Origin of the sequence: Neobacillus fumarioli NBRC 102428 (assembly GCF_001591485.1) — a bacterium.
In the GTDB taxonomy this organism is placed as follows: Bacteria; Bacillota; Bacilli; order Bacillales; family Cytobacillaceae; genus Neobacillus; species Neobacillus fumarioli.
The window spans coordinates 1-14,386 of the sequence record NZ_BCUZ01000059.1 but is presented as its reverse complement, the minus strand read 5'-3'; the positions used below and the strand labels follow the sequence as shown (position 1 = coordinate 14,386).

Below are 14,386 nucleotides of genomic sequence, written 5' to 3'. Positions count from 1 at the left end.
AAGCAAGTATATTACATACTTGCTTTACCAGAATAACGGGAAGCCGATACCGAAACCAACAAACGGGAAGAATACCGGCGGTCTCCAAAATGGCCCCCAGCATCCATAACCATATCCGTCACCTGGCTCTGGAGTTGTTAATTCCTCAATTTCAAGACCATCTTTTCTTACTTTTGTCACTCTTCCAATAGCCCATTTACCTTCTTTATTTTTAAATTTAATTATTTCTCCTTTTAACCGGCGTGCACTTTCATAATCCAGCTGCATTGGTGAATTCTCCTTTCAAGATGTACTTGCTATAACCTATGAAAGGGTGAGTGTGGATGAAAGAGTAAATCACCTATTCTTCTCCTTTTTTTAAGCCAGTAAGAAAGTAAAAAACTATTTACTTTCTTACGAGGAGATCTTGCTTTTATTTAGTACAGGTCATGACCCTATGGCTTAAAATGTCATGATATTTTACAAGCATATTTCCATGCTGATTTAGTATGTTAAACAACTCGGGCTCAAAACCTTGTGAGAAATTAAATTCCTGCGCGGGGCTTCCTTGAAGAAGATCCAGCTTTAATGAGTGAATATGAAAGTTTTGGAAGCCGGTTTCTGTTAATAGAGTTTTCCAATCATGTTCCAAAAGTAATGAATCAATCGCATAGAACTCCTTAATTTCTGCTTCTTCTGCTTTGCTGACAGGGGTATTAATCGTCATCTCATTAGCAATTAGACGACCTCCCTTTTTTAAAACTCGATAAAATTCTCTTAAGGTTCGTGGTTTATTGACGAAAGCTAAGACCGATTCTGATAAGATAAAATCAAATGTTTGATCGGCAAACGGAATATTTTCCACAGATCCTTGCACTAATTGAATCGGCAGCTGTAAATTTTGGAATCGCTTCTTTGCTTTTTCTACCATAATGCTATTAATTTCCAGACCCACTACATTTGTTTGATATTCTTGGCATAGGTAGGCTGCCGTTTGTCCGGTTCCGCACCCGGCATCCAAAATCAGGGAGCCTGATGGAATTTTTTCTTGTGCTAGAATATTTTTTGTTAAAAGAAATCCGCCGGGATGAGCACCGCCAATACCAAATTTCGCCAAAAAGTCAAGATAGGTTAAACCTCCCATTGGGCACCACCTTTAATCTTTTTTGCATCATATGAAAACGGCTTACGGGAGGTTCACAACCTAAATTTATTTTCATAATTCTTCTTCATACTCTTACATTACCGTAGTAAAATTGAGAAAACTTATATTATGAAAGAAATGATTGGAATGGAGTGTAGGGGTGTGGGGATTCGTCTGACTATATTATGGATTTGGAAATTTATGGATCCATTGTTTTATTTATGTTCCCGATTGCACTATATCGATGTTAATAAAACATCTAACGTTTTTCGTGTCCGAATTACAAAATACAAAGGGAAAACCTTAATTCTTTCAGACGGTACAAGAATTAGCAAAAATGATTTTTTGTTAAAAATTCATTTGCACAATGTCCGGATGCTGAATGAATCACGAAAAATAAAAAATGAACTTAAACGTGCAAGGCTTATGTATCGTCAGGTTTTACATTCTATGCCGGCACTGGCAAGATATTTAAAGGATCATCCCGAGGAGAGGTATATAAAGGGAGTGATCGGAATTACCACATTAAATAAAGGAGTTCAGGCGCTAGGGTTTGAATGTTTTCTTCCTGAGAGCCGATTGTACCGATTATTCAAAAGAATAGGCCAGCTGCCAATTTTTTGGCTTTCAAGTTCATCATTAAAAAATTTCCATAAACATAAATTGTCATATTTATTATTATCAAAAGAGAAGCTCTATTTGCTCTATGGTCATACCCCTTCTACAAAATGACAAATTTGTCGGCGAAATTCTATTATATTCTTTACGAATAAGCACAAATTAAGCAAATGAAAGGGTTCTTCCCTTTCAAATTTTATGTAAAAGGGGTTCTTTAGGATGAATAATTTAAGAAAATTGCCGTTTGCCAATTTGTTCATGCCTAAACGGAAACGCCGTGGAACGATGTGGGCGTCTTTAATAGGGCTTGGAATCAGCATCAGTGCTGCCGCTTTTGGGATCACACGGGGAAGACGCAAGAACAATAATGATGTGCTTCCTTTTAGTAATGCAATCCGTAATATAACACCAAAGTTGAACATAAGGCCAAAAATGAACGTAGGAAATATGGATAATGCAGCATTAACAGAGTTTTCTGAAGAGCTTTTATCAAGTGCAATAAACAATAATCAAAATAAAAAGTAAAAACAAAAGTCCGCGCTTTTTGCGGACTTTTTTAGTAGTAAAGAAATTTTGACTTCGAGAATTGTCCAGCTCCAGCGCCTAGCCTCTCGGGGTCAAATAACCTTCTGCCCTAAAAGTTCAAAAACCAGACTTTTAGGGCAGAAGAACATTTGCCCGTCGGGGCTGACCAAGGCGCTTGCGCTTTTCTTAGTTGATCGGAGGATTGGGGACTTTCCGTGGGGTAAATTCGATTCCGTCGGAAGAATATATTTTGATAATTAATAAATGTCCAAGTGTCCTGGCTCGAATCAAAACAGGCTGCTTATAGTCATTTTTAAATTCAAAATCAGGACCATACCAGCTTACTGTCGCATCCCGTCCGGGTGGAATATAGGGAACACTACTTGAGTGAGAGTATCGATGAACAATTGTCATCCCTGCATTATCAGCTGCATTATATAATGTCGAAGACACCTGGCAAATACCGCCGCCAATATCTTCCGAAAATTCTCCTCTTACAATAACAGGTGCAGGTAAATATCCTTTATCAGCCGTACGTTTGCCGACCGTTTTATTAAAGGAAAATGTCTCACCCGGAAAGACAACTGAATTATTAATGGCTTCAGCTGCAAGGCGGATATTATTTGTCCGGTTCTTATTTTGCGGGTTAAATGATGTAACATAACTCCCAATTCGAAAGCTATTTATTTGGCTCAGCAGCTCACTATCGACCTTTGGATAATTCGGGATAATTGGAATTTCCAATTTGCCAGTTTTATGATTATAAAAAAAAGCATAAATTTGTTCTGTTAATACTTGCTCATGAAGCTGTGCCCCTACTTTCTCTGGAATAATAATTCCATGTTCATCTAGTTTAGCATTCTCTGCAGGAAGGTAAATTTTTTTATTCAATTGTTCCAAAAATTGACGATATTTTTTCCGGTTTATAATCGGCAAGTCAACATATGGGTTAAAAAAGTCCGTACGGTTGATCGTCGTGATGGGCTTTCCGTCTTTTGTAATAGTTAAGCTTTCAGAAAAGTTAACGGATTGAATGGATAGTAACAGGCTGAATACACCAGAGAAAATCTTATACATGAAACCACCTCATTTTAATATTGGCGCTTTATAGCAGTTTCATGTAATGGCAAGAACAAAAATGTAAGAATGATTATGTTGTTGCGTAATTAGAATATTAAGAAAATATTTGAATTTTGTTTTTTTAAATGTATAATTATTATAACACATACTAACTGGTTGGTATAAAGAAGTGAAGTTTGTTTTCATATTTTAGTAGAACAACTGTCGAAAACCGAGGTTGATAGAATCTCAAGAAGGGCTTTGCAGGAAGAAGCACGTAACACTTTGGGTGACTAGGAAGAAAGAGACCAGTAAAGTTTTACGAATTTCTATAAAGGGAAGAAGGATATGATATAATTCCTAATAGATATATTAGAGATGGTGAGGACATAAAGTGAAAGGAAAAATAACATCAGAAAGTATCCGTTTATTCGAAAAGAAAGGTTTTAGTGAAACATCCATTCAGGATATTGTAGATGCCCTTGGAGTAACAAAAGGGACTTTTTACTATTACTTTTCCAGTAAAGAAGAGCTGCTAATGGATATCCACCATGGGTACATTAATGATTTGCTTCTCAGGCAGGAAGAAATATTGCATGACAACACCAAATCAAGTAAACAAAAGCTATTTGATATCGTCTATATGCTGATCTCCGATATAAAAACGCGCGGTTCGGCAGCAAAAATCTTTTTTCGTGAGATGAAAAATTTAAGCAATGACCGGCTTGCCGTCATCCTCCCAAAACGCGACCAATTCCGCTTTAATATTGAAGATTTATTAAAAGAAGGAATGGAAAAGGGTGAATTCCGCAAAGATTTGAAGGCCGATATTGTTGCTTTTGCAATATTGGGAATGATCAATTGGAGCTACCAATGGTTTAATCCAAATGGCAGCGCTTCGGACTATGAAGTGTCGGAAATTTTTGTTGAAATGATTTTAAAGGGAATTCAAAACAATTAACGATATCATTCAGCCAATTTATTACCGATTCCAAAAAGGGCTGACAATCGACCAGCGCTTTGTAGGTTTAAACAGCTACGTCATTGGGATGTTTCAGCATGGTTTAAATGGAAAGAACGTACTGGGTGAGGTGTACCTGTCTTAAAAATTTATTTTTACGAAAATGCCTTGAACATTGACCGTTCAAGGTTTTTATTTATTAAAAAACTATGAACAAACTATTAATTAGTTGGGAAGATTTAGGCAGAAGGTTTGATATGTGACATAATTTGATTACACTAATAGAAAGAGGAGTTTTTTATATGGACGGGATGGTGCAAATAAGTTCTTTCCGCATGAAGGGGTTATGAGGACAAGAAATCCGTTTTTGACAGAATTTTTGTCTACATGAAGCAATAACCCCTTAATTTCATATATGGAGGCATAAACGCCAATTAATGCAAGGAGATGAAATCTTGAAAATCTTAGTGATTGAAGATAATAAAAGTGTTTGTTCGATGATTGAAATGTTTTTTGCAAAAGAAGGGATTGAAGGGGTATTTGTCAACGACGGACTTGAGGGCTACCAACGATTTAAATCAGGTACATGGGATGCTCTTATCGTCGATTGGATGCTTCCAGGAATGGACGGAGTGACGATTTGCCGTAAAATCAGGGAAGAGAAGTTTACCGTTCCTATTATTATGTTAACTGCAAAAGATAGTGAATCCGACCAGGTTCTTGGGCTGGAAATGGGAGCAGATGATTATGTGACAAAACCGTTCAGCCCGTTGACACTTATGGCGAGAATTAAAGCGGTTACCCGTCGCTTTCAAGCGCAGGTGCCAAATAATCAAGATAATGGTATTTTGCAAACAGAACATTTTAAGGTGGATAAAACAACGAGAGAAGTGGTGGTGGATGGAACAACGATTTCAAATCTGACCCCGAAAGAGTTTGATTTACTTTATTATATGGTCGAACATCCCCGTCAGGTTTTCTCAAGAGAGCAGCTGCTGGAACGGGTTTGGGGCTATCAGTTTTACGGTGATGAACGGACAGTGGATGTTCACATTAAGCGGCTGCGGAAAAAGGTCGAAATAAGCGGACAGCCATTCTTCCATACTGTATGGGGAGTAGGGTATAAGTTTGATGATTCAATTAAAGCAGATGAAGTTTAAATATTTTTACCAGCAGTTCTTTAGTCATATTAGTATCATACTAGTTGCCTTTTTATTATTAAGTCTTTTATTTGCTCATTACATTCAAAATTTAGTCTATCAGAACAAAGCGGATGAACTTATATCATATGGTAAGGCGATCTTGGCAGATATGAAAGGATCCCCTTTTTCCACCAATCAAATTATCAACCAGTACAGTTCTGTTTTAGTCGCAAGAAATATGAGCTTCAGTATGTTTGACCAAGAAGGTACTATATATGCAGTCGGCAAACATGCACCGACCATTAATGGACTATCTGAATCAGAGTGGAAAGAAATCACGAATGGGAAAACGTTGATTGTTAACGCAGACTTCAAACGATTTGGCCAAGAGGGTGTAACGTTTGTGGTACTGCCATTTATTGATAATGGTAAATTTGGCGGCGGAATTATTCTGACTTCGCCGATCAGCGGTTCCAGTGCCATGATTCGCCAAATAAATAAAATATTAATGTATACGATTCTAATTGCTTTAGGAGTTTCTTTTTTACAAAGCTGGTTTTTGTCACGAGTTCACGTTAAACGGATAAAACGGCTCCGTGAAGCTACATCGCTTGTGTCTGCAGGAAATTACAATGTAAAAGTTCATGCTGCCAATTTCGATGAGATTGGTGAATTAGCAAACGATTTTAATCATATGGTCAATAAACTTAACGCCTATATGGAGGAAATCGAAAGTCTGGAAAACCGGAGACGTCAATTTATGTCTGATGTTTCCCACGAGCTTAGGACTCCGTTAACGACGATCAGCGGGGTAATAGAGGGATTGAAGAATAATATGATTCCTGATAAAGATAAAGAACGGGGCATTAACCTCGTCTCTCAAGAGGCCAAAAGGTTGATTCGTCTTGTGAATGAGAACCTGGATTATGACAAAATTCGTTCGAATCAAATCCAGTTGTATCGTGAAGATATTCAGGTCCTGGAGGTTCTGGAAATTATTCAGGAACAATTGAATATTCAAGCAGAAGAAAAAAATAATCAAATCTTGGTTGAGGCATCCCCGGATGTATACGTCAATGCTGATTATGACCGGCTTTTACAAATTTTAATTAATATCACGAAAAACAGCATTCAATTTACCACTGATGGGACAATTTGGCTTCGCGGACGATACGAACAAAATGCCGCCATTATCGAGGTGGAGGATACCGGGATTGGAATCGAACCGAGCGAGGTCGAGAATATTTGGCATCGGTTTTATAAGGCAGAAATTTCAAGGACAAGCAATCCATATGGCGAGTTCGGTCTTGGCCTTTCGATTGTGAAGCAATTGGTTCTTCTCCATAATGGAGACATCAATGTTTTTAGTGAAAAAGGAAAAGGGACTAAATTCGTTATAAAAATCCCCTTTCCAACCAATGCAAAGAATTAGGGATAGCCTCGTTCCATCATATATCCCTATATCTTTTCGAATCTCTTTAAAGTTTATTAATAATTTTTTAAGATTTGTCGGTTATAGTAAACCTAAAGAAATTAATAGATTTCTTATAAGGAGTTGGAAAAAATGAATTTCGAAAAAGATTTTGAACAGGAAAATTCAGTTGATTTATCAGTTCCTGCACATAATAGAAATACAGCAGATGATATAGAACATAATCAAACGAAATCACATGATAGTAGTTCGGATGAAAACATAATGACGAACAAATTATCGGAAGAAGTCCCGATCAATCAACGGTTTGAAAAGAAACCGAATGGTAAGTTAAAGAAATCGGTAAAAGGGTTTACTTCGATGGTTGCAGCCGGAGTTGTCGGTTCTGTTTTAACTTTGGCAGTTCTTCCGCATACAGACTATATCAAAAATTTCAATAATGATAATAATAATCAGGCTGTATCGGTTGCTTCCCAGCCTGTTTCACAGGCCAAGCCGGTTTCAACTCAAACGGCATCGCAAAATTCAATTGCCGATACAGTCCAGCGGGTTTCCAAAGCAATTGTCGGAATTGATAACTATCAACGTCAGCAAAGTCAGGATTTCTTTGGCAATACGACTTCCTCGCAAAATGTTGACACAGGATCCGGTTCCGGTGTTATTATTCAGAAAAAAGACGGTTATGCCTATATTGTCACAAATAATCACGTAGTAGAAGGAGCCAATAAGCTGGAGGTTTCCTTGTATGATGGGTCGAAAACATCAGCGCAATTAGTGGGTACAGATGCCTTGACAGATTTGGCTGTATTAAAAATCCCTGGGAAGTATGTCAATACCATTGCAACATTTGGTACTTCCTCCTCCCTTCGCCCTGGTGATCCGGTGTACGCTATTGGGAACCCGCTTGGTTCTGAACTTTCCAGAACCGTAACGCAAGGGATTATCAGTGCTACGAACAGGAGTATTTCGGTTCAGACATCGGCAGGAGACTATGAAACAACTGTTATTCAAACGGATGCAGCAATTAACCCGGGAAACAGCGGCGGTGCTTTGATTAATCCCGAAGGACAAGTTATTGGCATCAATAGTATGAAAATTGCCGAAAGCGGTGTAGAAGGCTTGGGCTTTGCTATTCCGAGTGATGATGTAATCCCGATTGTCAATCAACTAATTAAATATGGAAAAATCGAGCGGCCCTATTTAGGGGTCAGTCTCGCTGATTTAAGTCAGGTTCCACAAATCTACCTCCAAGATCTGCCGAATAACGTGTCGAATGGTGTGATAGTGGTAAATGTTGACTCAAATTCGGCTGCAGGCCGTGCCGGAATCCAGCCAAAAGATATCATTGTCTCTATGGATGGAACATCTGTTGGAAATTCAGCTGAATTAAGAAAGTTTCTTTATACAAAAGCGAAAATTGGCGATACAGTAAAAGTTGGACTTTATCGAAATGGAAAGCTCATGACAGTGAATGTTAAATTAACAAGCAATGCAAATAATACGAACTAAGAAGAAAGGGTCATTCAAAATTAACTGTCAACACCCGCGTCCTCCCGAATATGATATAAGGCAATTAGTTTGGAGGTGGCGTTATGGCAGTAGTAAAGGCAAGAAAGTCAGACCTTGATTTATTAGCCAGATTACTAAGAGCAGAGGCTGAAGGGGAAGGGAAGTTTGGAGAACTTTTAGTCGGCAATGTCGGTATTAACAGGATTCGTGCCAATTGTTCCGACTTTAAAGGACTGCGGACGATCCCGCAAATGATCTTTCAACCACATGCCTTTGAAGCAGTGACAAAAGGATATTTTTATCAGGCACCCCGTGAGTCGGAACGGCGATTAGCGAGAAAAGTTGTCGCTGGGCAGAGATTTTGGCCTGCCAAATTCAGTCTTTGGTATTTCAGACCTCCGGGAAATTGCCCATCAAGATGGTATAACCAGCCATTTGTTTCCAGATATAAGCTGCACTGTTTTTATCAACCGACAGAAGAAACATGTGCTAATGTTTATAATACATTTTAAGAGTGTCAGAGCCGGAAAGTACGGCTCTATTTTTTTTAAGAACAAAGAAACGGAGTCTTATCATAGGCTTCGTTTTTTGATTCTTGAAAAGCCTTCGCATGAACTCTGACCGTTTTTCATATACGTTTAATAAGACCTAGGACAAGGAAGGGGTAGTATGGGAAAGAAATTAGCAGTGATCGGATTCGGAAGTACGATGATTGGTGTGGGAATTAATGGGTTTATTCTGCCATTTCATTTAATAAATGGTGGATTTTTTGGCATTAGTTTATTGCTGAATTACTTATGGGGTGTTAAGGCAGGTTTAACATTTATTGCACTGAATATCCCTGTGTATCTATTTGCATTTAAAACTGCCCCGCTTTATTTTTATAATGGTTTAATGGGTGCGATTATTTCCGGCTTCATGCTGGAAATTTTGGGTCCATTAAACGGAACAATTCAATTGCCTATTATAATCAGTGTGATGATCGGTGCGACTCTTATCGGGATTGGTGTAGGGGTCATGTTAAGGGCCCATATCAGTCCGGGTGGTATGGACTTGCTTGCACTGCTAATTTCTAAATGGTCTAAGGTAAATGTTGGTGTCATCTTATTTGTCATTGATGCCATGATCATTGTAATCGGACTTCTGACTCTCCATGAAGTGAAAATGTTTTATTCGTTGCTGATTGTCTCAATAGTCGGTTTGTTAGCAAGTGTTATTACCTCTTTACGAGGTGTAGAAATTTATTTGAAATAATTCACCTTTTTTCTGAATAAACACGGTGAATCTCCTTGAAAAGATTATAATAAAAGAAAACTTTACTGTATTGCCTTGGAAAGGAGAACTCCCGTGAAACCGGTCCGAGATCTTGTTAAAGAGAACTTGCAAATTTTATTTGTTGGATTTAATCCAAGTATTCGATCGAGCCAAATAGGGCATCATTTTGCCAATCCCAATAATCGATTTTGGAGGATTCTGTATGAATCTGGACTAACACCGAGAAAATATACGGCCGAGGAAGATAATCGGCTGTTAGAATTGGGCTACGGAATCACGAACATCGTATCCAGACCAACTAAATCAGCCGATGAAATTGGAAAAGAAGAATATTTGGAGGGTAGGGAAGTCTTAAAACATAAAATCACCAAGTTGAAGCCCCACATTGTTTGTTATGTTGGAAAAGGAGTGTATCTGGAATTTAGCGGCCGAAAAAGAGCACCTTGGGGAGTACAGGCAGAAGCGATTGTACCCGGGATATTACCAGTTTAATTAAGAATAAAAACATCAGCGATATGCAAAACCGCTGATGTAAGATTAATATATCACTTTCCAAATTTGTTTTCATAGTGCAACAGGGCCAGGAGCGGAAAGATATAGCGGTAGCTGTGATAGTGAATGTAAAAGGCTCCTGCCATTCCTTGACCTGCCGGATAATCTATGGTCCAATCGTACGTATCAAGGGATTCCAGCAAATATTCGATCCCTTTACGAATTTCAATGGTTGGCTTTTCCGAGGCGGTAATGAGCGCATCAAGGGCCCACGAAGTGTGTGTTAACGTACTTTTATATAATGGAACATATTTTTCTTTGCTGTCACTATGGCATGACTCACCCCAGCCGCCATCATCGTTTTGAATTGACTGTAACCACTTTACAGCCAGTTGGATGTTTGTCTCGTGATGAGGTATTCCGACAGCTGCTAAACCAGAAATGGCTGCCCAAGTTCCGTATATATAACAAATACCCCAGCGTCCATACCAAGAACCATCTTTCCTTTGGTCTCTCTGAAGCCAATGGACTCCTTTTTTAATAATCGTGTGGGACTTTGGCAGATTCGTATAATTTCCGAGAAACTCAAGCGTTCTTCCGGTTAAATCGGCACAAGAGGGGTCTAGTAGCATATATTTGGCTTTTTCGATCGGGAAAAACTCAAGCAGCTTAGAATCTGTGTTTTTCTCAAACGCCGCCCACCCCCCGTCATCATTTTGCATTGATAATAACCAGCTGATTCCGCGCTCCCAAGCAACATGTTCTGGCGGAACAATCCTGGAAATGGAACGAAGTGTGGCTGTCGTATCATCCACATCTGGATTGATCGTATTAATATTTGAAAAACCCCAGCCACCCGGCAGGCTGTTTGGATTATGAATAACCCAATCCCCCCATTTATGATGCTGGCGAGAGAGAAGATAGTGATTAGCATTCACAATCATCGGGTCATCCGGCGATATCCCGGCTGACTGCAGTGTATAGCTGATCAAGGAGGTATTCCATACATTGGCTGTTGTATATTGCATGTGCGGCAGGCCGTTGATTTCAGTTTTCATAGACATAATGCCACTTATTGCCTGTATTATGATTGGATCCGTCTTTTTAAATCCCAGCGACATTAACGCAAAAATCATCAAAAAGGTGGAGCTGTAATAACTATAAAAGGTTCCGTCCGGCTCAATTCGGTCTAGCATATATTTTTTGGCCCGTTCAATCGCTAATTGGCGGAGTTGGGTTGGTAAACCGATTAAATTTTTCACCCCTTCCTCAATAAAAGATAAAAAGGAGCGAAGTTCAGCCGATCGAACCCAATCGTTTTCACTTTCTTTTCGTACATACAGATCAGACAGATCCGGGCTTTTTTTCGTTTTTAAAGAAAACTTGTTGGATGCCAGGATCATTATAGGTGTAAGGTTAGCCCTTGCGTATATCGATAATGAATAGAAATTAATTGGGAAGTTATTTGGCAATAAAATAAATTCAACTGGAAGCGGTGAATAGGCAGGCCAAACATACTGCCCAGTAATTGCAAGCATGGTTTTCGTATACATACTAACTTCCTCTAACCCGCCATTTGCCAAGATGAATTTTTTAGCGGCTGTTAGACGTTTGTCATTTTTCTCAAAATATCCGGAATAAGAAAGCGCATAATACGCCTCTAACGTAGCAGAAAGATTACCATCTCCTTCATCATAAAAAAGCTTCCAGGAGCCGTTTTTTTTCTGTTTGCTTAAAATCCTTTTGCAAAGTCCCAGTATTAATTCTTCATCATCTATTTCCAATGTCCGTAATAAAATGATCATATAAGCATCTGTGGATATGCCTGTTTCAAATGGATAGTTCCAAGAGCCGTCGGGAGACTGATCGCCTCTAAGTGTCTTAATTAGCCAATCCTTACCCTTCGTAATATCAATCATGCAAAGGTTCATCCCTCTCCCAAAAAATATTCTTAGGCTATACATATTCCTTATGTTTTGAGAGAATTAGTTTCTGGGAGGGATCTGCCATTTTTTTTAAAAGGAACCTCAAGAAAACGCCGCTAGATCGCATCAAGGATGAACTCAAACAAAAAAGCAAAAACATCCCGGCAGCATCCCATCACTTAACACTTGGTGATCGGAAGTTGTTGGAGAAAATAAGGCTGGTTACAGCCGAACATAATCTAAATAACGTAACAAGAACGAAAGCCTATCTTGACTTTTATTTACGTTATTCGGAAGTCGAATGGGCTTTTCTGGGACATATGGTCTCCCGGAATGGAGGGTATAACATGACGGATTTAAAGGGGGAGTTTTTAACAAGATTACTGTCCAAAAAGGAACGAAATTCGTTTTTTACGTTTTTGGAGCGGGGCAATTGGCTGATTTTTCAAGATATCTACCCACAGTTTCTTATTTATGAAGAAAGTTTGAAACAAAATAAACCATTGTTTTATTTATTAACCTATTTAAATGTTTCTACCTTTATGGAAACTATTTGGAATCATTTTTGGAAGAATCACGATACCTATATCCTTTGCATTGCCCTTGTAATCAATGAACAAAGCTATTTGGAAAAAAGAGTCGTACAAAATCCTGTTTATCAAAAAGAAGTTCTTAACAAATTTGAATTTTTCCTTCAAGATCTCCTCTCTTTTAATCATATTCTGTTTCCCTACGGATCTGGGAGATTAAAGGGACAGACCCTTCATCAGTTTGAATCATTACATGAACGAATTTTATTGGGAAAAAGATTATACTACGTTTTATTTGATCAGGAGTTTTTACCACAGGCTGTGAAATGGGCAAAAGCCCATCCCCACACTGGCTCAAGAAAAGATTATTGGCCGCATATGTTCAATCAGATCAAAGAGGGGATTCCAGGCTTTCCCTTCCCACTTCGCATCAAAAACTGCCAGCTGAGAAAGGGAGCAGGAAGAATTTACAGCCCAAAGCTTGAAAATGCTTGGAAAAATGTCAGCCAGCCGGAAGCAGAAAAAGGAGATTGGTTTGACGATGTTAGTGTAGTGGATTATTTAGAGAGAGACGAAATAAACATTGATGGGGAGATTGAACATGAATACTGTAAAACACTTGAACGGCTCGAACTTGCAGCCGTTGCCAAAAAGACGATTAATTTTTTGGAATAAGCATTATGTAGCATGTGCCGTCCTTGCTTCGTTAATTGGTACTTATTTAGATCTTTTTTGTGTCGGTAAGGGAATGTATCAGTTTCCATTGCGGCTGTTGCCCAAGATTTTTCCGATTAATATCATATTTACTTTACTGGGACTTCCGATTTTTGTAATGATGTTTACTTATTGTATTCATCAAGTGAATAAGTGGGGAAAAGCCGGCATCATACTGTTTGTCAGTTTGCTAATGTCGATTTTGGAACGGCTGGCGGAGAAATTTGGCTTCTTCATTCATTCGAACAAATGGGAGCACGTTTACACATTCTTTGGTTATATGGTTTTCTTAACAGTGATTACCCTATACTTTCATTGGCTGAAGTCAGAGTAAAAAGCCGAGGGTTAGCATCCCGGCTTTTGTACTGGAGGCCGCTTCCATCCGTACAGTGGTTAAGTGTCCCGCAACAAGCGAAATGTTTGGAAGCGACCCTTAGAACGATCTTATCACAATCTATAAGAAATATATATAGGCAGCTGACTCAGGTACTTCCTTTTCTTGCGTAGAAAGTGTATGATAAGAATGATTTTTTACATAAAGGAGTGTTTTTTTTGGCGAAAAGAGGATACATACTAATGGAAAATGGTAAAAAAATCGAGTTTGATTTATTCCCAAATGAAGCACCAGGAACAGTGGAGAATTTTGAAAAATTAGCTAATAGCGGGTTCTACAATGGCGTTATCTTCCACCGCGTGATTCCGGGTTTTGTCAGCCAAGGAGGCGATCCTACGGGAACAGGGATGGGCGGACCTGGTTATACGATAAAGTGTGAAACAGAAGGAAATCCTCATAAACATGTACCGGGTGCAATTTCTATGGCACACGCTGGCAAAGACACCGGCGGCAGCCAATTTTTTATTGTTCATGAATCCCAGCCGCATTTAGATGGCGTTCATACTGTATTCGGTCAAGTAACCTCTGGCCTTAATACAGTTAAAGCTATGCGAAATGGTGACAAAATGGTGGAAGTCAAAGTTTTTGATGAAGAGTAGATTAGGGAAAAGAGCTGAATTCCAGCTCTTTTTTGTTTAGAATCACCGGTGTAGGGCAAATTAACCCCAAGAAGCTTTAGGGTAGTGT

General features: G+C 38.8%; 15 protein-coding genes and 1 pseudogene. 12 read left to right on the top strand and 4 right to left on the bottom strand.

Annotated elements, in window-relative coordinates:
* Positions 1-24: 24 nt before the first annotated feature.
* Positions 25-267, bottom strand: a complete 243-nt coding sequence (locus BFU02S_RS10105) for a hypothetical protein (protein ID WP_066369948.1) — start codon at positions 265-267, stop codon at positions 25-27.
* A 145-nt stretch (positions 268-412) separates the two neighbouring features.
* Positions 413-1,123, bottom strand: coding sequence for a class I SAM-dependent methyltransferase (locus tag BFU02S_RS10100; protein WP_066369946.1), 711 nt, complete (start codon positions 1,121-1,123; stop codon positions 413-415).
* Positions 1,124-1,285: 162 nt separating this feature from the next.
* Here BFU02S_RS10100 and BFU02S_RS10095 point away from each other — a divergent pair, with 162 nt between their 5' ends.
* Positions 1,286-1,855, top strand: coding sequence for a YkoP family protein (locus BFU02S_RS10095; RefSeq protein ID WP_066369943.1), 570 nt, complete (start codon positions 1,286-1,288; stop codon positions 1,853-1,855).
* A gap of 105 nt (positions 1,856-1,960) precedes the next feature.
* Positions 1,961-2,266 carry a hypothetical protein gene (locus BFU02S_RS10090; protein WP_066369940.1) on the top strand — a complete coding sequence of 102 codons (306 nt, stop codon included), beginning with the start codon at positions 1,961-1,963 and terminating at the stop codon, positions 2,264-2,266.
* 186 nt (positions 2,267-2,452) lie between these two features.
* Here the strand turns inward: BFU02S_RS10090 and BFU02S_RS10085 are convergent, their stop codons facing one another.
* Positions 2,453-3,343 (bottom strand): VanW family protein, encoded by an 891-nt coding sequence (locus BFU02S_RS10085; RefSeq protein ID WP_066369938.1) that lies wholly within the window; start codon positions 3,341-3,343, stop codon positions 2,453-2,455.
* A gap of 376 nt (positions 3,344-3,719) precedes the next feature.
* On the opposite strand from BFU02S_RS10085, the gene BFU02S_RS10080 reads away from it, so the two are divergent.
* From BFU02S_RS10080 to BFU02S_RS10050, 7 genes and pseudogenes are all read left to right on the top strand, one after another.
* Positions 3,720-4,286, top strand: coding sequence for a TetR/AcrR family transcriptional regulator (locus BFU02S_RS10080; RefSeq protein ID WP_066369936.1), 567 nt, complete (start codon positions 3,720-3,722; stop codon positions 4,284-4,286).
* 455 nt (positions 4,287-4,741) lie between these two features.
* Positions 4,742-5,446, top strand: a complete 705-nt coding sequence (locus BFU02S_RS10075) for a response regulator transcription factor (protein ID WP_066369954.1) — start codon at positions 4,742-4,744, stop codon at positions 5,444-5,446.
* Positions 5,418-6,860, top strand: a complete 1,443-nt coding sequence (locus BFU02S_RS10070) for a sensor histidine kinase (RefSeq protein ID WP_235842028.1) — start codon at positions 5,418-5,420, stop codon at positions 6,858-6,860. The genes BFU02S_RS10075 and BFU02S_RS10070 overlap by 29 nt, the downstream gene beginning before the upstream one ends.
* A 132-nt stretch (positions 6,861-6,992) precedes the next feature.
* Positions 6,993-8,369 carry a S1C family serine protease gene (locus tag BFU02S_RS10065; RefSeq protein WP_084361063.1) on the top strand — a complete coding sequence of 459 codons (1,377 nt, stop codon included), beginning with the start codon at positions 6,993-6,995 and terminating at the stop codon, positions 8,367-8,369.
* Between the two features lie 83 nt (positions 8,370-8,452).
* Positions 8,453-8,881 (top strand): cell wall hydrolase, encoded by a 429-nt coding sequence (locus tag BFU02S_RS10060; protein WP_066369935.1) that lies wholly within the window; start codon positions 8,453-8,455, stop codon positions 8,879-8,881.
* A gap of 157 nt (positions 8,882-9,038) precedes the next feature.
* Positions 9,039-9,623 (top strand): YitT family protein, encoded by a 585-nt coding sequence (locus BFU02S_RS10055; RefSeq protein WP_066369933.1) that lies wholly within the window; start codon positions 9,039-9,041, stop codon positions 9,621-9,623.
* 93 nt (positions 9,624-9,716) lie between these two features.
* Positions 9,717-10,127, top strand: a pseudogene (locus BFU02S_RS10050) (mismatch-specific DNA-glycosylase); the annotation flags it as partial.
* A 62-nt stretch (positions 10,128-10,189) separates the two neighbouring features.
* On the opposite strand, the gene shc reads toward BFU02S_RS10050, so the two are convergent.
* A complete protein-coding gene (shc, locus tag BFU02S_RS10045) occupies positions 10,190-12,055 on the bottom strand; it encodes a squalene--hopene cyclase (RefSeq protein WP_235842027.1) in 1,866 nt (621 codons plus the stop codon).
* An 89-nt stretch (positions 12,056-12,144) separates the two neighbouring features.
* Here shc and BFU02S_RS10040 point away from each other — a divergent pair, with 89 nt between their 5' ends.
* From BFU02S_RS10040 to BFU02S_RS10030, 3 genes are all read left to right on the top strand, one after another.
* A complete protein-coding gene (locus tag BFU02S_RS10040) occupies positions 12,145-13,266 on the top strand; it encodes a DUF2515 domain-containing protein (RefSeq protein WP_066369923.1) in 1,122 nt (373 codons plus the stop codon).
* A complete protein-coding gene (locus BFU02S_RS10035; RefSeq protein WP_066369920.1) occupies positions 13,193-13,639 on the top strand; it encodes a CBO0543 family protein in 447 nt (148 codons plus the stop codon). The genes BFU02S_RS10040 and BFU02S_RS10035 overlap by 74 nt, the downstream gene beginning before the upstream one ends.
* A 218-nt stretch (positions 13,640-13,857) precedes the next feature.
* Positions 13,858-14,298, top strand: coding sequence for a peptidylprolyl isomerase (locus tag BFU02S_RS10030; RefSeq protein WP_066369914.1), 441 nt, complete (start codon positions 13,858-13,860; stop codon positions 14,296-14,298).
* Positions 14,299-14,386: the final 88 nt, after the last annotated feature.

Excerpts from the sequence above, each read along its gene's own strand:
- BFU02S_RS10085 (WP_066369938.1), bottom strand. The coding sequence starts at position 3,343 with ATGTATAAGATTTTCTCTGGTGTATTCAGCCTGTTACTATCCATTCAA.
- shc (WP_235842027.1), bottom strand. The coding sequence starts at position 12,055 with ATGATTGATATTACGAAGGGTAAGGATTGGCTAATTAAGACACTTAGA.
- BFU02S_RS10065 (WP_084361063.1), top strand. The coding sequence starts at position 6,993 with ATGAATTTCGAAAAAGATTTTGAACAGGAAAATTCAGTTGATTTATCA.
- BFU02S_RS10055 (WP_066369933.1), top strand. The coding sequence starts at position 9,039 with ATGGGAAAGAAATTAGCAGTGATCGGATTCGGAAGTACGATGATTGGT.
- BFU02S_RS10105 (WP_066369948.1), bottom strand. The coding sequence starts at position 267 with ATGCAGCTGGATTATGAAAGTGCACGCCGGTTAAAAGGAGAAATAATT.
- BFU02S_RS10100 (WP_066369946.1), bottom strand. The coding sequence starts at position 1,123 with ATGGGAGGTTTAACCTATCTTGACTTTTTGGCGAAATTTGGTATTGGC.
- BFU02S_RS10090 (WP_066369940.1), top strand. The coding sequence starts at position 1,961 with ATGAATAATTTAAGAAAATTGCCGTTTGCCAATTTGTTCATGCCTAAA.
- BFU02S_RS10070 (WP_235842028.1), top strand. The coding sequence starts at position 5,418 with ATGATTCAATTAAAGCAGATGAAGTTTAAATATTTTTACCAGCAGTTC.
- BFU02S_RS10035 (WP_066369920.1), top strand. The coding sequence starts at position 13,193 with ATGAATACTGTAAAACACTTGAACGGCTCGAACTTGCAGCCGTTGCCA.
- BFU02S_RS10060 (WP_066369935.1), top strand. The coding sequence starts at position 8,453 with ATGGCAGTAGTAAAGGCAAGAAAGTCAGACCTTGATTTATTAGCCAGA.